The sequence below is a fragment of the Micromonospora orduensis genome, assembly GCF_006228125.1.
In the GTDB taxonomy this organism is placed as follows: Bacteria; Actinomycetota; Actinomycetes; order Mycobacteriales; family Micromonosporaceae; genus Micromonospora; species Micromonospora orduensis.
In genome coordinates this window covers 1-16,740 of record NZ_VDFY01000248.1, presented here as the reverse complement: position 1 = coordinate 16,740, position 16,740 = coordinate 1, and the positions used below count along the sequence as shown (strand labels likewise).

Annotated in this window: 14 protein-coding genes and 2 pseudogenes; 13 read left to right on the top strand and 3 right to left on the bottom strand. The window is 71.3% G+C overall.

The genetic code is table 11. The features are described from left to right. Window positions 1-521: pseudogene (locus FHG89_RS27835) on the top strand (DNA primase); the annotation flags it as partial. 1 nt (window position 522) lies between these two features. Beyond that, entirely contained in the window at window positions 523-1,056 is a 534-nt protein-coding gene (locus tag FHG89_RS27830; RefSeq protein ID WP_139587372.1) for a hypothetical protein, read from the top strand. 7 nt (window positions 1,057-1,063) lie between these two features. Here FHG89_RS27830 and FHG89_RS27825 read toward each other — a convergent pair whose 3' ends face one another. Together FHG89_RS27825 and FHG89_RS27820 are read right to left on the bottom strand one after the other, a co-directional pair. Continuing rightward, window positions 1,064-2,083 carry a TAXI family TRAP transporter solute-binding subunit gene (locus FHG89_RS27825; protein ID WP_139587371.1) on the bottom strand — a complete coding sequence of 340 codons (1,020 nt, stop codon included), beginning with the start codon at window positions 2,081-2,083 and terminating at the stop codon, window positions 1,064-1,066. Next, window positions 2,080-4,338 carry a TRAP transporter permease gene (locus FHG89_RS27820; protein ID WP_139587370.1) on the bottom strand — a complete coding sequence of 753 codons (2,259 nt, stop codon included), beginning with the start codon at window positions 4,336-4,338 and terminating at the stop codon, window positions 2,080-2,082. Before FHG89_RS27820 ends, FHG89_RS27825 begins: the two co-directional genes overlap by 4 nt. A gap of 132 nt (window positions 4,339-4,470) precedes the next feature. Here FHG89_RS27820 and FHG89_RS27815 point away from each other — a divergent pair. Beyond that, window positions 4,471-5,402, top strand: a pseudogene (locus tag FHG89_RS27815) (ABC transporter ATP-binding protein). 5 nt (window positions 5,403-5,407) lie between these two features. Here FHG89_RS27815 and FHG89_RS27810 read toward each other — a convergent pair. Then, window positions 5,408-5,635 carry a flavin reductase gene (locus tag FHG89_RS27810; RefSeq protein WP_139587369.1) on the bottom strand — a complete coding sequence of 76 codons (228 nt, stop codon included), beginning with the start codon at window positions 5,633-5,635 and terminating at the stop codon, window positions 5,408-5,410. Window positions 5,636-5,884: 249 nt separating this feature from the next. Between FHG89_RS27810 and FHG89_RS27805 the strand changes: the two genes are divergently transcribed. The 10 genes from FHG89_RS27805 (at window position 5,885) to FHG89_RS27760 (ending at window position 16,375) form a co-directional block, all read left to right on the top strand. Then, on the top strand, window positions 5,885-6,688 hold the full coding sequence (locus FHG89_RS27805) for a helix-turn-helix domain-containing protein (protein ID WP_244295918.1): 804 nt from the start codon (window positions 5,885-5,887) through the stop codon (window positions 6,686-6,688). Further along, window positions 6,679-6,870, top strand: coding sequence for a DUF397 domain-containing protein (locus FHG89_RS27800; RefSeq protein WP_139587368.1), 192 nt, complete (start codon window positions 6,679-6,681; stop codon window positions 6,868-6,870). Before FHG89_RS27805 ends, FHG89_RS27800 begins: the two co-directional genes overlap by 10 nt. Before the next feature lie 206 nt (window positions 6,871-7,076). After that, complete coding sequence (locus FHG89_RS27795; RefSeq protein WP_139587374.1) at window positions 7,077-7,868, top strand: ABC transporter permease; 792 nt, start codon at window positions 7,077-7,079, stop codon at window positions 7,866-7,868. 9 nt (window positions 7,869-7,877) lie between these two features. Further along, a complete protein-coding gene (locus FHG89_RS27790) occupies window positions 7,878-8,687 on the top strand; it encodes an ABC transporter permease (protein ID WP_139587367.1) in 810 nt (269 codons plus the stop codon). Window positions 8,688-8,753: 66 nt separating this feature from the next. After that, window positions 8,754-9,779 (top strand): YihY/virulence factor BrkB family protein, encoded by a 1,026-nt coding sequence (locus FHG89_RS27785; RefSeq protein WP_139587366.1) that lies wholly within the window; start codon window positions 8,754-8,756, stop codon window positions 9,777-9,779. A 258-nt stretch (window positions 9,780-10,037) separates the two neighbouring features. After that, window positions 10,038-11,216 carry an ROK family protein gene (locus FHG89_RS27780; protein ID WP_139587365.1) on the top strand — a complete coding sequence of 393 codons (1,179 nt, stop codon included), beginning with the start codon at window positions 10,038-10,040 and terminating at the stop codon, window positions 11,214-11,216. Between the two features lie 145 nt (window positions 11,217-11,361). Continuing rightward, window positions 11,362-12,870 carry a sugar ABC transporter ATP-binding protein gene (locus tag FHG89_RS27775; protein WP_208761135.1) on the top strand — a complete coding sequence of 503 codons (1,509 nt, stop codon included), beginning with the start codon at window positions 11,362-11,364 and terminating at the stop codon, window positions 12,868-12,870. Beyond that, window positions 12,867-13,994 (top strand): ABC transporter permease, encoded by a 1,128-nt coding sequence (locus FHG89_RS27770; RefSeq protein ID WP_139587364.1) that lies wholly within the window; start codon window positions 12,867-12,869, stop codon window positions 13,992-13,994. Before FHG89_RS27775 ends, FHG89_RS27770 begins: the two co-directional genes overlap by 4 nt. Window positions 13,995-14,092: 98 nt before the next feature. Beyond that, window positions 14,093-15,145 (top strand): substrate-binding domain-containing protein, encoded by a 1,053-nt coding sequence (locus FHG89_RS27765; RefSeq protein ID WP_139587363.1) that lies wholly within the window; start codon window positions 14,093-14,095, stop codon window positions 15,143-15,145. A 54-nt stretch (window positions 15,146-15,199) separates the two neighbouring features. Next, a complete protein-coding gene (locus tag FHG89_RS27760) occupies window positions 15,200-16,375 on the top strand; it encodes a Gfo/Idh/MocA family protein (protein WP_425280227.1) in 1,176 nt (391 codons plus the stop codon). Window positions 16,376-16,740 lie beyond the last annotated feature (365 nt).

The following is a 16,740-nucleotide window of genomic DNA, read 5'->3' as shown; positions in this document are numbered from 1 at the left end:
ACTGCGGGCTGTCCACCGCCGCCCCGGCCCGCCCCGAGCCGGCGGTGGACAGCCCGCAGTCGATGGTCGAACGGGAGGCGCTGAAGCTGGCCCTGCAACAGCCGGTGCTTGCCGGGCCGATGTTCGACACGGTCGAGGCGACGGAGTACCGCCATCCGGTGCACGTGGCGGTGCGTACGGCAATCGCGGCGGCAGGTGGGGCCGTGTCGGCGACCGGCGGCGCGGTCTGGATCGAGAAGGTCCGGGACTCCTGCGACGACCTGGCCGCGGCCGCGCTCGTCGGTGAGCTGGCGGTGGAGCCGCTGCGGATCGACGGCGAGGCGGATCCGCGCTATGTGTCGATCACGATGGCGCGGGTGCAGTTCGGGTCGGTGACCGCCCGGATCCAGGAGCTCAAGTCCCGGATCCAACGGATCAACCCGGTCAACAACAAGGACGAGTACTTCGCCGCGTTCGGCGAACTGCTGTCACTGGAGCAGCACGCCAGGGCGCTGCGCGAGCAGGCCGCGGGAGGGCTGTGACATGGGACTGTTCCGCCGCAAGCCGAAACTGCCCCCGGCCGACCGGCCGCCGCTGGCCGCCGACGAGCGGGTGCTCGCGTGGGCCGCGGTGGGCAACGGCGAGGGCGACGGGGTGGTGGTGGCCAGCAACCTCGGGTTGTGGCTTCCCGGTCGGGGTCACCGCCTCGGCTGGCACGACATCCTCAAGGCGGTGTGGTCAGGTCGGGAGTTGACAGTCACGCCCGCCGAGCCCGTCGCCGAGCGCGACGGCTACGCGCTGGTGACCGACGGCCCCGCCGAGACGTACCTGCTGCTCGACCCGGGTGAGCTGCCGCACCAGGTGCGGGCCCGGGTGACCCGCTCGGTCGCGTACACCGAACATCAGCCGGTGCCCGGCGGCGCGGCGCGGGTCGCGGCCCGGCGGGTGGCCGGGGTCGACGGTCTGACCTGGACGGTCCGACTCGACCCCGGCACCCCGGCGGACGACGACACCGTCCTCGCCGAGACCGACCGCCTGGTCACCGTGGCCCGCGCGGCCACCGCGCCGGCCGACTGACCGACAGTCAGTTCGCGCCGAGATCCTGCAACGCCTTGTCGGCGCCCCGGTGCAGCGGCACCGGGAGGGTCCTGCGGGCCTTTTCCAGCGAGATCCCCTTGGCCGCCGGGTTGGCCTGGGCCAGGACGTCGCGCTTGTCGAACACCGTCCGGGTGATCGCGCAGGCGACGTTGGCGTCGAGGTCCTTGCGCACCAGCAGCACGTTGGGCACGACGATGGTGGGGGTGTCGGTCGCCGTCCGGTACGCGTCCCGACCGATCGTGCCGGCCTGGTAGCCGGGGCTCAGCGCGGCCATCTTCGGCAGCAGGGACGCGAGTTCGACGAATTTCACGGTGTCGCCGGCGGTGGTGAACAGGTCGGTCAGGCCACCGGTGGGCAGGCCTCCGGACCAGAAGAACCCGTCGACACTGCCGTCCTTGATGCCCTCGATCGTCTTGGTGAGGTCGAGCCGCTGCGCCCGGACGTCCTTGGCGGGGTCGAGACCCGCGGCCTCCAGCAGCCGGTTGGCGATCACCTCGGTGCCGGACTTCGGGGAGCCTGTGGAGATCCGCTTGCCGCGCATGTCGGCGACCGAGGCGATCCCGGAATCCTTGCGGACCACCACCTGCGTGTAGTTGTCGTAGATGCGCGCCAGCGCCTCGACCGGCTGTGGCTCGGTGAAGCTGTCCTTGCCCTCGACCGCGTTGACGGCCGTGTCGAACAGCGAGAACGCCACATCGTACTGGCCGCCGACGAGCTGTTCGACGTTCTGCACGGAGGCGCCGGTCTCGGCGGCGGTGCCGGTGAGCTTGCCGCCGGTCGCCCCGGACAGCTGCCCGGCCAGGGCGTTGCCGATCGGGTAGTAGACGCCTGTCGCGTTGCCGGTGGCGATGCCGACGCGGGTCTCCCGGGCCACCTCGCAGGTCACCTCGCTGGACGCGTCGTCCTTGGCCGCGCCGCCCTGCTGGCCTCCGCAGCCCGCGACGCCGGTCGTGACGAGGGCGAGCACGCTCAGGCCGGCGGCGAGCCGTACGTCGATTCGTCTCACAGTTTCTCCTCCACGGGACTGGCTGGTGATCCGGCTGACGGCCGGCCGGCGGTAGCACGTCTGACGAACACACAGGCCGCCGCGACGGCGGCCAGTGCGACGCCCACCGTGACCGGGACGGGTTCGAGCCAGAGCAGTGTGACACCGGCGAGGACGCCGAGCACGCGCTCCGGTGGGCCGGCGGGACCGACGCCGGGCAGCCAGCCGCCCGCGGCGACGGCGAGCACCGCCACGCTGAGGGCGGTCACCACGGCGGCGACGGCGATCCGTCGTACGCCCCCGATGCCGAGCAGCCCCAGCCCGGCGGGGGTGATGACGAAGGCGATGGGGGTGAGGTAGGCCGGCAGCGCGTACCGCAGGGTCTGCCACATGGTCGGTACCAGACGGCCGCCGGTGATGGCGGCGGCGGCCACCGAGGCGAGCGCGGTCGGTGGGGACACCTCGGACAGCACCGCGAAGTAGAAGACGAACATCGCCGCGGCGGGCGCGGTCACCCCGAGGTCGAGAAGGGCCGGGCCGACGATCACCCAGCCGATCACGAACGAGGCGGTGACCGGCACGGCCAGGCCCAGCAGGCTGAGGGCGACGGCCGCGAGCAGCGCGGTGAGCACCAGCACGAGGGTCGGATCGGAGGTGGCCGCCTTCGCCCCGCCGACCAGCAGCGCCGCCGCCTGCGGCCCGAGGCCGGTCTTCGTGGTGGTCGCCGTGATGATGCCGGCGGCGGCGCAGACGGCGGTGACCGCGAGCACCCCGCGTACGCCTGTGACGAGCGCGGTCACCAGCCGGGCGGGGGTGAGCCGGTGGGTACGGTCCAGGAAGGACAGCCCGGCCGCCAGGACCGTGGCGAAGACGACGGCTCTCGTCGCGGACACGCCCACCGCGAGCAGCCCGACGATGGCGATCAGCGAGGCGAAGTGGTAACCGAACCGGGCCACCATGCCCCACGGCGAACCGACGTCGATCACCACGGGACGTACGCCGGAGCGGCGCGCGTCGATCTCCACGGAGAGCAGGATGCCGAGGTAGTAGAGCACCGTCGGCACGGTGGCCCAGCCCAGCACCTGGAGGTAGGAGACGCCCAGGTATTCGGCGATGATGAACGCCGCCGCCCCCAGGGTGGGTGGCGAGAGGATCGCGCCGACCCCGGCGGCGGCCAGCATGCCGCCGGCCCGCTCCGGGGGGTAGCCGGCGCGGCGCAGCAGCGGCCAGGTGACCGCGCCGATGCTCACCGTCGTCGCCGCGCCGGAGCCGGAGACGGTGCCGAGCAGGAAGCCGGAGGCGACCGCCGTGCGGCCGGCGGCGGTACGCGAGCGGCGGAACGCCGCCGCCGACAGCTCGACGAAGAACCGCCCGGCCCCGGACAGCTCCAGCACCGCGCCGTAGATGGTGAACAGCACGATGTACGAGGCGGCCACGTCCAGCGGGGTGCCGTAGAAGCCGCTGTCGGAGTTGTAGAACGCGTCGACCAGTTGGCTGAAGTCGAGCCCGGCGTGGGCGACCGGCCAGGACTGCGGCAGCAGGCCGCCGTAGTAGCCGTACCCGAGGAACAGCAGGCAGACCGCGGGCAGGATCCAGCCGGTGGTGCGCCGGCACGCCTCGAGAAGCAGGAGCAGCAGGATGGTGCCGAGCACCAGGTCCGTCGGCGCCAGCAGGCCCTGCCGGTCGAGGAACGCGTTGTAGCCCCCGCCGCCCCCGCCCTGGGGGATCGGCAGGACGGGGTAGAGGCAGGCGGTCACCGCCAGGGCGACCAGGACCCAGTCCGGCACGGTGGGTCGCGTCGACGCCGGCAGCGCGTCGGCCCGGTCCCCGTCGGCCCGGTCCCCGTCGCGTCGTCGGGCGCGCAGGCGGGCCGGCAGCCGCAGGTCGGCCGGGTAGGCGAGGAAGACCAGCGGGAGTACGCCGGCCAGGAAGAGGATCAGGTAGAACTTGCTGCCCTGCGACAGTGGGCGGAACACCTGCCAGAGGGCGAGCGCGCCGACCGCCAGCGCCGCCGCCGTGAGGAGCAACCCCGCCGGGCCGGACAGCACGCGGCCCGGCTTCTCGTCCTCGAACTGGGCGGCCAGGTCCTGCGTCGCCCGCTCGGCGGCCGAACGGTGCTCGTCGTCGCGGCGTTCGCTCGGGTCGGCGTTTGGCGGCTCGGGTGTCGCGCGCGGTCGGGGTGGCGCGCCGGCGGCGCCCGTGGCGGGCTCGCCGCTGGGAGAGCTGCCTGGTCGGGCAGGTGACGACGGGCCATCGGGCGAGCTGATGGGCGACACAGAGGGACGATACACGTCGATCGGTCGGCCGGTGGGGCATCGATCGGCGTTTCGGGGCGCGCGTCGCCGGCCGGGCGTCGTACCGGCGTATTTGCGTGGAGGGGTGTCGGACCCGGCGGTTAGGGTCGGGCGGTGACTTCGGGGCGACCACTGATTCAGGCGCGTGGGCTGGTGAAGCGGTTCGGCGACTTCACGGCCGTGGACGGCATCGACGTCGAGGTGCGCGCGGGTGAGGCCTTCGGCTTCCTCGGGCCCAACGGCGCCGGCAAGTCCTCCACCATGCGGATGGTCGGCTGCATCTCCCCGCCGACCGGCGGTGAGCTGCGCATCCTGGGCATGGATCCGGTGGCTGACGGGCCGGCGATCCGGGCCCGGCTCGGCGTGTGCCCACAGTTGGACAATCTCGATCCGGAGCTGACCGTCCGGGAAAATCTGACGGTGTACGCCCGCTACTTCGGCATCTCGCGCCGCGCGGCCCGGGAGCGGGCCGACGAGCTGCTCGACTTCGTCCAGCTCAGCGAACGGGCCGACAGCAAGGTCGAGCCGCTCTCCGGCGGATGAAACGCCGCCTGACCATCGCCCGGGCGCTGGTAAACGATCCGGAGATCGTGCTGCTCGACGAGCCGACCACCGGCCTGGATCCGCAGGCGAGGCACCTGGTGTGGGAGCGGCTGTTCCGGCTCAAGCAGCAGGGCGTCACGCTTGTGCTCACCACGCACTACATGGACGAGGCCGAGCAGCTCTGCGACCGGCTGGTGGTGATGGACGGCGGGCGGATCGCGGCCGAGGGCTCGCCCCGGGCGCTTATCGAGCGGCACTCCACCCGCGAGGTGGTGGAGCTGCGTTTCGCCGCCGAGTCACAGGAGCCGTTCGCCGGCAAGCTCGACGGGCTGGGGGAGCGGGTCGAGGTGCTGCCCGACCGGGTGCTGCTCTATGTGCCCGACGGCGACGCGGCGGTCGCCGAGGTCTCCGCGTTGGGGCTCAACCCGGCGAACGTGCTGGTGCGGCGCAGCGGCCTGGAGGACGTCTTCCTGCACCTGACCGGCCGCACCCTTGTCGACTGACCGGTTCACCGGGCTCTGGCCCAGGTGAGGAAGCGCTCGGCCAGCCCGTCGTGGTCGGTGAGGTCCCCGGCCGCCTCGTCGAGCAGCGTGGCGAGGTAGATGAGCAGGCCGGTCCGGTTCTCGCGGTACTCGCCGAGCAGCGCCAGCCGAGCCGGGGAGCAGGGCCACGCGGCACCGCAGACCCGGCAGCGCCAGGACGGGCGCGCCGCCACATGGGGGCGGTAGCGGGGCATCAGCGCCCGCCGCTGTGCTGAGCCGACAAGGTGCGCACGACGGAACCTCCAACGGTTGGGTGGGGAGCGCCCCGTGTCGGGGGCCACGGGGCGCTCCCGGCCTGGTTCCGCCCGCCGTCCGATCCCGTGAGCGGTCCCGCTGCGTGACAGTCTGCTGAGGACCCGACTACGGTGGGAGATCCCGCGCGCCGACGACAAGCGCGTACGGCGACCGGCCCGGGACGGTACGAAGATGTACGGAGGCTGTCCGTGGAGAGTTCGTCCATGCTGGAGCACTTCGCGGAGGAGCTGCGACTGGCCCGCGCCGCCAGCGGCATGTCACAGGCGGCGTTGGCCGAGGCGTTGAGCTACTCGGGGGCGCTGATCGCCAAGGTGGAGACCTCCGAACGCCGGCCGAGCCTTGACTTCGCGCGTCGGTGTGACGCCGTGTTCGCGGCCGACGGGCGGTTCGAACGCATCCAGCGGCGGATCAGCCGCGAGGCCGTGGTGCCGTGGTTCCGGGACTGGGCCGGCATCGAGCAGGAGACCACCGCGCTGCGGTGGTTCGAGCCGCTGTGTGTGCCAGGCCTGTTGCAGACCGAGGGGTACGCCCGCGCGCTGCTGACGGGCGGCAGTCTGTTCGGTGCGGACGAGGTCGAGCAGCAGGTGGCAACCCGCCTGGACCGTCAGGGCCTGCTCACCCGCGATCGGCCTCCGCTGCTCACCGCCGTGATCGACGAGCACGTGCTGCGCCGTACCGTGGGCGGGCCGGGCATCATGCGCGAGCAGGTTCAGCATCTCGTGAAGCTCGGCTCGGCGTTCCCCAGGGTCCGAATCCAGGTCGTGCCGATCCCAGCCGGTGCCTACGCTGGGCTCGGGGGACCTTTCGTGATCGCCAGTTCGGCGCAGGGGGAGGATCTCGTCTACCTCGCTGGCCAGCGCCACGGGCAGGTCATCGACCGCGCCGAGTACATTCGTCAGATGATCGAGGTGTGGGAGTCCATTCGCGGTGAGGCACTATCGCAGAGGCAGTCCCTCGATCTGATGGCGGAAGTGGCGGAGACATGGATCTGACTGGCGCCCGGTGGCGCAAGAGCATCCGTAGCGGCCCGGACGGCGGCAACTGTGTGGAGGTTGCCGACAATCTTCCGGGCGTCGTGGCCGTGCGTGACTCGAAGGACCCGGCCGGCCCGGTGCTGGTCTTCGCGCCCGAGGCGTGGCGCGCGTTCGTCGGGTCGGGTTCCGTCCGTCGCTAGGTCGGCCGGGCGCCTGGTGTCCGCCCGTTCGGTTGATCCACTCCAGATCGCCGATGTGGCGGTGTCTGGGCGGCGGGATGCCGCCACATCGCCGATGTGGCGCGCGCCCCCGCCGAAACCCGGGCGACACGTCGACAGGGCCGTCGTAGGGTGGCCGGCGGCCTGTCGTACCCCGGGGGTAGGAAGGTCGGGGACGGGGGGTGGTCATGGTGGGTGCGGCGATCCGGGCGCGGCTTCCCTGGGTGCCGGCGTACGCGGTGTTCGAGCACTACCTGGTCGGCCTGCGGCGCACCTGGCGGGCGGGGGTGTTCTCCTCGTTCCTGCTGCCGGTGTTGACGGTGCTGGGCTTCGGGCTCGGCGTCGGCGCGTACATCGACCAGGGCGTCGGCGGGGTGCGGTATCTGGAGTGGCTGGTTCCGGGGCTGATCGCCTCGACCGCGCTCCAGGTGACGGTCGGCGACTCGACCTGGCCGGTGTTCAGCAACTTCCGGTGGGTCAAGACCTACTTCGCGCAGGGCGCGTCGCCGCTGCGGGTGGGTGACATCCTGGCCGGGCACCTGGCCTTCGTGCTGTTCCGGGTGCTCACCACGATCGCGGCGTTCCTGCTGGTCACCGCCCTGTTCGGGGCGTTGCCCTCGCTGTGGGCGGTGGCCACCCTGCCGGTGGTGGCGCTGCTCGGGCTGGCGGTGGCCGCGCCCACCTTCGCGTACGCGGCGGCGGTGTCCAGCGACAGTTGGCTGGCGATGCTGTTCCGGTTCGCGGTCATCCCGATGACGCTGTTCGCCGGGGTGTTCTTCCCGGTCGAGTCGCTGCCCGAGGCGCTGCGCTGGCTGGCGTACGCGACGCCGCTGTGGCACGCCGTCGACCTGTGCCGGGCCGCCACGCTCGGCGTCGCACCGCAGTGGTCGATCGTCGGGCACCTGCTCTACCTGTCCGCCTGGGCGGTCGCCGGGTGGCTGCTGGCGCTGCGCGCGTTCCGCCGCCGGCTCGTCGTCTAGGGAGGGTTCGTGCTCACGTTGGTCCTGCCCCGACTGGTCGACGTCTCCGCCGCGTCCCGGCGGTCGGTGTCGGTTGTCGAACGCAACGTCGCGGCGCTGAAGTCGGTCTACTGGCTGCTGCTGCTCTCCGGTTTCGTGGAGCCGCTGCTCTACCTGCTCTCCATCGGGGTGGGTGTCGGGGCGCTGGTCGGCGACCTGCCGCTGCCCGACGGGCGACTCGTGTCGTACCCGGAGTTCGTGGCCCCGGCGATGCTCGCCTCGTCGGCGATGACCGGGGCGCTCGCGGAGACCACTTTCAATTTCTTCGGCAAGATGAAGTACATGAAGCTGTACGACGGGGTGATCGCCACCCCGGTACGGCCGTTCGAGATCGCCCTCGGCGAGCTGGGGTGGGCGATGCTGCGGGGCAGCGCCTACTCGGCGGCGTTCCTGGCGGTGATGGTCGCGTTCGACCTGACCACGGTGACCCGGGCGTTGACGGCTCTGCCGGCGGCGGTGCTTGTCGGGTTCGCGTTCGGCGCGCTCGGTATGGCGGTGTCCACCTTCATGCGCAGCTGGCAGGATTTCGACCTGATGGGATCGGCCCAGTTCACGCTGTTCCTCTTCTCCGGCACGTTCGTGCCGGCGCAGGCGTACCCGACGCTGCTGCACTGGCTGGTCGAGGTCACCCCGCTGTACCGGTCGGTGCACCTGATCCGTGGGGTCACCCTCGGCGTCGGGGGGTGGGCGTGGCTGCTCGATGTGCTCTACCTGGTGGCGATGATGGCGGTCGGCCTGCTGGTCGCGTCGCGGAGGATGGGCAGGTTGCTCTACCCGTAGGGGTTATCCGCCGTCGCCGGCGGGGCATGTCGGAGGTGACACCACCACCGACGACGAGGAGGGGCGATGGCCTCGGACGAGTCTTCCGTCCACCGGGAGCGTGAGCGCGCCGACGCGAGCGCGCCGGTCGGGCCCGACGCGGGGCCGGACAGCCCGACCGACCTGCCCGGCAGCGGTTGGAAGGCGGCGCTGCGCCGCACCGTCACCGAGTTCCAGGACGACAGCCTGACCGACTGGGCGGCGGCGCTTACCTACTACGGCGTGCTGTCGATCTTCCCCGGCCTGCTGGTGCTGATCTCCATCCTCGGTCTGCTCGGCGAGGACGCCACCAACGGCGTCCGGGACACCGTCAACCAGGCGGTGCCCAACGACAGCATCCAGAAGATCATCAACGACGCGATCGGCACGGCACAGGACAACGGCGGCCTGGCCAGCATCGCCGCGATCATCGGTGTGGTGGCCGCGTTCTGGTCCGCCTCCGGCTACATCGGCGCGTTCATGCGTGCCTCGAACACCATCTACGACGTGCCGGAGGGCCGGCCGATCTGGAAGACGCTGCCGATCCGGCTGGGCGTGACCGCGGTGATCGGGGTGCTGCTGCTGGCCAGCGCGGTGATCGTGGTCTTCACCGGCCGGCTCGCCGAGGCTGTGGGGGATGTGGTCGGCCTCGGCTCGACGGCCGTCACGGTGTGGGACATCGCGAAGTGGCCGGTGCTGCTGATCCTGGTCAGCCTGATGTTCGCGATCCTCTACTGGGCCTCGCCGAACGCCCGGCACGGCGGGTTCCGCTGGGTCAGCCCGGGTGGTGTCCTGGCGGTGGTGATCTGGCTGGTGATCTCCGGTCTGTTCGCCTTCTACGTGAGCAACTTCGGCTCGTACAACAAGACGTACGGGGCGCTGGCCGGGGTGATCATCTTCTTGATCTGGCTCTGGTTGAGCAACATCGCGATCCTGCTGGGCGCCGAGTTCGACGCGGAGTTGGAGCGCGGCAGGGCCATCTCGGCCGGCCACTCGGTCGACGACGAGCCGTACGTCGAGCTGCGCGACGACCGCAAGCTCCGCAAGAAGCGCAACGCCGCCGGCAGCCACTGACCCGCACGGGCCGCCCCCGCCAGCGGAGATCCGCTGGCGGGGGCGTTTTCGTGTCCGTCGATGAAACCGCACGCGAGCGGACGCGGGCGCCCCGTGATCCTTTCCTTGATCGACTAGTAGCTTTTGCTCTTTCGGACAAAAGTTGGGAACAGAACGGTTGAAGCTCTGGACAGGCGGTGCGGAACGCTCCTACTGTGTCGGACACAACACATCTGCATGACGTCGATGTGAACGAGTTCGATGATGAGGTGAGTCCCGGTGCGGACCGTCGACCCCCTGCACGTCCGCCTGTTGCGGTTGCTCCGCGACGAAGGGGCCGTGTCCCGGGCCGAACTGGGCGACCGACTCCAGATGCCGCGGCCCCGGCTGCTCGCCGAGCTGGACCGCCTCGTCGCGCTGGGGTACGTCGCAGAGGCCGGCCTCGCCGCCTCCCGGGGTGGACGTCGCTCCACACTTGTCGAACTGAACCCGAACCTGCGCTTCGCCGCCGTCGACCTGGGCGCCAGCTCGATGGACGTCGAGGTGGTCAACGGCCGCCTCGAACCGGTCGCGCACTACGCCGAGCCCGCCGACATCCGCAACGGCCCGAAGGTCACCCTGCAGCGGGTCAACGAGCTGCTGCACAAGGCCCGGGTCGACGGGGCGTACGAGCGGTTGGACGCGGTGGGCATCGGCGTACCCGGGCCGGTCAGCTTCCGCGACGGCGTCCCGGTCTCGCCGCCGATCATGCCGGGCTGGGACCGGTTCCCGGTGCGCGAGCTGCTCAGCCGGGAGCACGGCTGCCCTGCGGTGGTCGACAACGACGTCAACATCATGGCGATCGGTGAGCGGCACGGCGGGGTCGCCCACTCGGTCGACGACTTCCTCTTCGTGAAGATCGGCACCGGCATCGGCTGCGGCATCTACCTCACCGGCGAGGTCTACCGGGGCACCGACGGCTGTGCCGGGGACATCGGCCACATCCAGGTCGACTCGCACGGCCCGATGTGCTCCTGCGGCAACATCGGCTGCCTGGAGGCGCTGTTCAGCGGCGCGGCGCTGGCCAAGGACGCCACCGCCGCCGCGCGCAGCGGCGCATCACCGGCGCTGGCCGAGCGGCTGACCCAGCGTGGCGTGGTCACCGCCCTGGACGTCGCCGAGGGCGCCGTCGAGGGCGACGTGACATGCATCCAGCTCATCCGCGACGGCGGACGACGGGTCGGCGGTGTCCTCGCCGGCCTGGTCAGCTTCACCAACCCGTCGATGATCGTGATCGGCGGCGGGCTGGCCCAGCTCGGGCACATCCTGCTCGCCGAGATCCGCAGCGTGGTCTACCGCCGGTCGCTGCCACTGGCCACCGGCAACCTGCCCGTCGTGCTGTCCGAGCTCGGCGGTCGTGCCGGGGTCGCCGGCGCGGCCGTGCTCGCCAGCGACGTCGCCTTCGGGGAGGCCTCCTGATGCTGCGGCCACTGACCGACCAAGAATCGTGAGCGAGGAGGAGACCGTGGCCCAGCCCGAGGAGACCACCGCCGCCACCGGGTCGGCCGACGCCGGCGTCGAGGCGCCGCTGGTCGAAGCTCCCCCCGACACCGTCGCGGGCGAGGTGGTCCTGCGCCTCACCGACCTGGTCAAGACCTTCCCCGGCGTACGCGCCCTGGACGGTGTGCAGCTTGAGGTACGCGCGGGCGAGGTGCACTGCCTGCTGGGTCAGAACGGCGCCGGCAAGTCCACCCTGATCAAAGTGCTGTCCGGGGTGCACCAGCCGGACTCCGGGCAGGTGGAGTGGCGCGGCGAGCCGGCCACCTTCGCCAACCCGCAGGCCGCCATGAAGGCCGGTATCGCCACCATCTACCAGGAGCTCGACCTCGTCGAGGACCTCTCGGTCGCGGAGAACGCCTTCCTCGGTCACGAGCACCGCAGGTTCGGGTTCGTCCGGCGGGGTCGGATGGCCCGGCAGACGCGGCAGATCCTGGCCCGACTCGGCCACGGGGAGATCCCGCCCGGACGGATGGTCCGGTCGCTGCCGGCAGCCGGCAAGCAGATCGTCAGCATGGCCCGGGCACTGTCGCACGAGGCCCGACTGATCATCATGGACGAGCCGAGCGCGGTGCTGGCGCACGACGAGGTCGGCAACCTGTTCCGGATCATCCGAGAGCTGACCGCGCAGGGCATCGCCGTCATCTACATCTCCCACCGCCTGGAGGAGATCCGCGAGATCGGCGACCGGGTCACCGTACTCAAGGACGGCCGGACCACCGCGGCGAACCTGCCGGCGCGCGACACCCCGACCCGCGACCTGGTCAGCCGGATGACCGGCCGCACCATCGAGTACGTCTTCCCGGACCGCCCCACCGACGACGCCGCCGGTGCCGACCTGCTCCAGGTGGAGGGGTTGACCCGCGGCGGCGAGTTCGCCGACGTGTCGCTGAACGTGCGCGCCGGGGAGATCGTCGGCATCGCCGGCCTGGTCGGCTCCGGCCGGTCCGAGCTGCTGGAGACCATCTACGGTGCCCGCCTCCCGGAGGCCGGCTCGGTGCGGATGGAGGGGCGGGTGCTGCGTCCCGGCGTCGGCGCCGCGGTGCGGGCCGGCATGGGGATGGCCCCGGAGGAACGCAAGAGCCAGGCGCTGCTGCTCGGTGAGCCGATCTACCGCAACGTCACGCTCGCCACCTTCGGCCGGTACGCGCGACTCGGCTTCACCGACGCCGCAAAGGAACGCGCCGAGGCGGACCGGATCGCCGAGACCCTGGAGCTGCGGCCCCGGGACGTCGACCGGCCGGTGCGCACCCTGTCCGGCGGCAACCAGCAGAAGGTGGTGGTCGGGCGGTGGTTGCTCGGCGGCACCAGGTTGCTGCTGCTCGACGAGCCCACCCGGGGAGTGGACGTGGGTGCCCGGGCTGAGCTGTACCAGGTCATCCGGTCGTTGGCCGCCCAGGGCGTCGGGGTGCTGCTGGTCTCCAGCGAGGTCCCCGAGGTGCTGGGCCTGGCCGACCGGGTGCTGGTGATGCGGGAAGGACGGGTCGTCCGCGAGGCCGCGGCCGGCGAACTCGACGAGAACACCGTGCTCGACCTCGTGATGGCGGGGTCCCTGATGGAAGGCGCACCGGCATGAGCGACGCGACTCCCACTCCCACCGCGACACCGGAGCGCCCGCAGCTTCCGGCACAGTCGCCGCCGGTGGACCCGGCGGAGACGGCGGTGGCCAGTGACAAGGCGGCGGGCACGGGCCGACTCTCCTGGTGGCGGGGGGACGGCGGCGACGGCGCCAAGCGCAACCTCGGCCTGATCGGTGTGCTGGCCGCGCTCATCGTGGTCGGCGCGGTCACCAAGCCCGACCTCTACGGCGACCCGACCTGGGTGTGGAACAACGTCCTGGCCATCCTGCAACTCGCCTCGGTCGTCGGCGTGGTCACGGTCGGCATGACCTTCGTGATCATCGGCGGCGGCATCGACCTGTCGGTCGGGGCGATCGTCGCGCTGGCCGGCGTCTGGTGCACCACGGTGGCCACCCAGAGCTACGGCGCCGGCGGCATGATCTTCACGGCGCTCGTCGTCGGCATCTGCGTCGGCCTGGTCAACGGCGTCCTCATCTCGTACGGCCGGTTGGTGCCGTTCATCGCGACCCTCGCGATGCTGGTGGCCGCCCGCGGCCTCGCGGCCTCGATCTCCAACAAGCAGACCCAGGTGTCCAGCAGCACCTTCATCAACGACATCGCGGCCCGCAAGGTGCTCGGGATCCCGATCCTCGTCTACATCCTCGGCGCGGTCGTGGTGGCCGGCTGGGTCCTGCTCAACCGCACGACCTTCGGCCGGCGGACCATCGCCGTCGGCGGCAACCCGGAGGCGGCGCGGCTGGCCGGCATCAACGTCCGCCGGCACACCATGCTGCTCTACGCGCTCTCCGGCCTCTGCTGCGGCATCGCCGCCATCATGCTCACCTCGCAGGCCACCTCGGCGCAGGCGGCGATGGCCAACCTCTACGAGCTGGACGCGATCGCCGCCGCGATCATCGGTGGGACGCTGCTCAGCGGTGGACGGGGAACGATCGTCGGCTCGCTGCTCGGCGTCATCATCTTCGCCACGATCACGAACCTCTTCGCCATCAACGGCCTCTCCATCGAGGCGCAGAACATGGTCAAGGGCGGCATCATCGTCGCCGCCGTCCTGGTCCAGCAGTTCCAGTTCAAGTCCGTCACTCGGCTCCTCGCGCGGAACAGGGTCACCACCGCAACCTGACGCACCGCACCGTTGTCCCTGGCGACGTCGAGATCTTCGACAGTGGCCGGGCCCCGCACACCCTCACCCCTAAAAAACCCGCTCCCAGGAGGTCTTTCATGACCCAGCACAGTCGCGACGTGTCGCGCCGCCGGTTGCTCTTCGGTGGAGCCGCAGTCGGCGCCGCCACCCTGCTGACCGCCTGCACCAGCAACGAGACCCCGGCGGCCAGCACCCAGACCAAGGCCGCCGGAAACAGCGAAGGCAACAACGCCCCGGGCAAGAAGGTCGTCATCGGCTTCTCCGCCCCGGCCGCCGACCACGGCTGGATGGGTGCGATCCACGCCAACGCCAAGGCCCAGGCCGCCGCGTACTCCGACGTGGAGTTCAAGGAGGTCGACGGCGGCTCGAACTCCGAGGCCCAGCGCTCCACGCTCGGCACGCTGATCGCCCAGAAGCCGGACATCATCGTCGTGCTGCCGCACGACGGCAAGGAGGTCAACGCCGTTGCCCTCCAGGCCATGCAGGCGGGCATCCCGATCGTGAACCTCGACCGGGCCTTCCCCGACGCGCTGGCCTCGCGGCTGGTCATCAAGGGCGACAACTACGGCATGGGCGTCTCGGCCGGGCACTTCATCGGCAAGCAGCTCAAGGACAAGGGCATCGCCAACCCGGTGATCGGTGAGATCGCCGGCCTGGAGATCCCGCTGACCGTCGAGCGCAGCGCCGGCTTCGCGGCGGCCCTGGCGACGTACGGGTTCAAGGTGGGCAACCGCCGCTCGGCCGAGTTCACCTCGGACAGCGGCCAGCGCGAGGCGGCCCAGCTGCTCCAGGCGCTGCCGAAGATCGACGCGATCTGGAACCACGACGACGACCAGGGCATCGGCGTGCTCGCCGCCATCAAGCAGGCCAACCGGTCGGAGTTCTTCATGGTCGGCGGCGCGGGCTCCAAGCTCGCGATCGACGCGATCAAGGCCGACAACACCGTGCTCAAGGCGACGGTCACCTACAACCCGTCGATGGCCTCCTCGGCGGTCTCGCTCGCGCGGCTCATCGCGCAGGGCCGGGGCCTGGGCGACCTGACGGAGCTGCAGGTGCCCAAGGAAGTGACCCTCGCCTCCGAGACGATCACCAAGGAGAACGCGAGCAGCTACGACAAGCTCGGGTTCTGACATACCGGGGGGAGACCCACCTTGTCCACGACAGACAGAGAACTGCGGATCGGCATGGTCGGTTACGCGTTCATGGGCGCCGCGCACTCACAGGCGTGGCGCACCGTGAACCGCGTGTTCGACCTGCCGGCGCGGGCCCGGATGGCGCTGATCTGCGGCCGGGACACCGGAAAGGTGGCTGACGCCGCCGACCGGCTCGGCTGGGACGCGTACACGACGGACTGGCGTGACCTGATCAACCGGGACGACATCGACGTGGTCGACGTCTGCACCCCGGGCGACAGCCACGCCGAGATCGCGCTCGCCGCGTTGGCCGCCGGTAAGCACGTCCTGTGCGAGAAGCCGTTGGCCAACACGGTGGCCGAGGCGCGGGCGATGACCGCCGCGGCGGAGACAGCCCGGGCCGCCGGGGTGCGGTCGATGTGCGGGTTCAACTACCGCCGGGTCCCCGCGGTCACGATGATGCGCCAGCTGGTCGCCGACGGACGACTCGGGGTGATTCGACACGTCCGTGCGACGTACCTCCAGGACTGGATCGTGGATCCGCAGTTCCCGCTGGTCTGGCGGTTGCAGAAGGACAGGGCGGGCTCCGGCGCGCTGGGCGACATCGGTGCGCACATCATCGACCTGACCCAGTTCGTCACCGGCCAGCGGATCACCGGGGTCAGTGCCGTCACCGAGACGTTCGTCAAGGAGCGGCCGCTGCCGGCCGAGTCGAGCGGTCTGGCGGCCACTGTGGACGGCAGCGCGTCGCCCACCGGGCCGGTGACAGTCGACGACGCCGCTGTCTTCGTGGCCCGGCTGGACGGCGGCGCGCTGGCCACGTACGAGGCGAGCCGCTTCGCCACGGGCCGCAAGAACGCCCTTCGGGTCGAGATCAACGGCTCGCTCGGCAGTGTCGTCTTCGACCTGGAACGCCTCAACGAGCTGGAGTTCTACGACGCCACCCGGCCCGGTGCCGAGCAGGGCTTCAGCAAGATCCTGGTGACCGAGGGCGATCACCCGTACATGTCGGCCTGGTGGCCGCCGGGTCACATCATCGGCTACGAGCACTCCTTCACGCACGAGATGCGTGACTTCATCGAGGCGGTCGCCACCGGTGTCGACCCCGCTCCGTCCTTCGCCGACGCGTTGCAGGTCCAGCTCGTGCTGGACGCGGTGACCCGTTCGGCGGAGATCGGCTCCTCGTGGACCGAGGTGGAGCCGACGTTGGCCGCGGTGGCCGTCTGACCATCGATCATCCGCGATGGCGGTGTTTCCCGCCGTCATCGCCCGACCGGCTTTCCGGAGCCGACCGGCGAGGGACCGGCCGCGGTTTGCGCCCCGCGGCCGGGACGAGGTCGGCGCCGGAGGGCGTGCAGCCGGGCCGTACGACCCGGTGGCGCACGAGCAGGACGGTCGTCCGGTGCGGCCGGACCGGGATTCCCCGGCCGCACCGGAGGACCGCCACCATTCCCGGCGAGCCGGCGAATCTGACGGTTCCGCCGGCCTGAGACGTCCGGCCCGGGCATGCCAACGCCCTGGCTGGCCGGATGCGGGGGAGGCAGGGTCGAGACGCCGACCGACCCTGCCTGCCAGCCCCGTCTGTCCGTACC

Coding starts and splice junctions, on each gene's coding strand:
- FHG89_RS27830 (WP_139587372.1), top strand. CDS start 523: ATGGGACTGTTCCGCCGCAAGCCGAAACTGCCCCCGGCCGACCGGCCG.
- FHG89_RS27810 (WP_139587369.1), bottom strand. CDS start 5,635: ATGCCCCGCTACCGCCCCCATGTGGCGGCGCGCCCGTCCTGGCGCTGC.
- FHG89_RS27800 (WP_139587368.1), top strand. CDS start 6,679: ATGGATCTGACTGGCGCCCGGTGGCGCAAGAGCATCCGTAGCGGCCCG.
- FHG89_RS27795 (WP_139587374.1), top strand. CDS start 7,077: ATGGTGGGTGCGGCGATCCGGGCGCGGCTTCCCTGGGTGCCGGCGTAC.
- FHG89_RS27785 (WP_139587366.1), top strand. CDS start 8,754: ATGGCCTCGGACGAGTCTTCCGTCCACCGGGAGCGTGAGCGCGCCGAC.
- FHG89_RS27770 (WP_139587364.1), top strand. CDS start 12,867: ATGAGCGACGCGACTCCCACTCCCACCGCGACACCGGAGCGCCCGCAG.
- FHG89_RS27765 (WP_139587363.1), top strand. CDS start 14,093: ATGACCCAGCACAGTCGCGACGTGTCGCGCCGCCGGTTGCTCTTCGGT.
- FHG89_RS27760 (WP_425280227.1), top strand. CDS start 15,200: ATGGTCGGTTACGCGTTCATGGGCGCCGCGCACTCACAGGCGTGGCGC.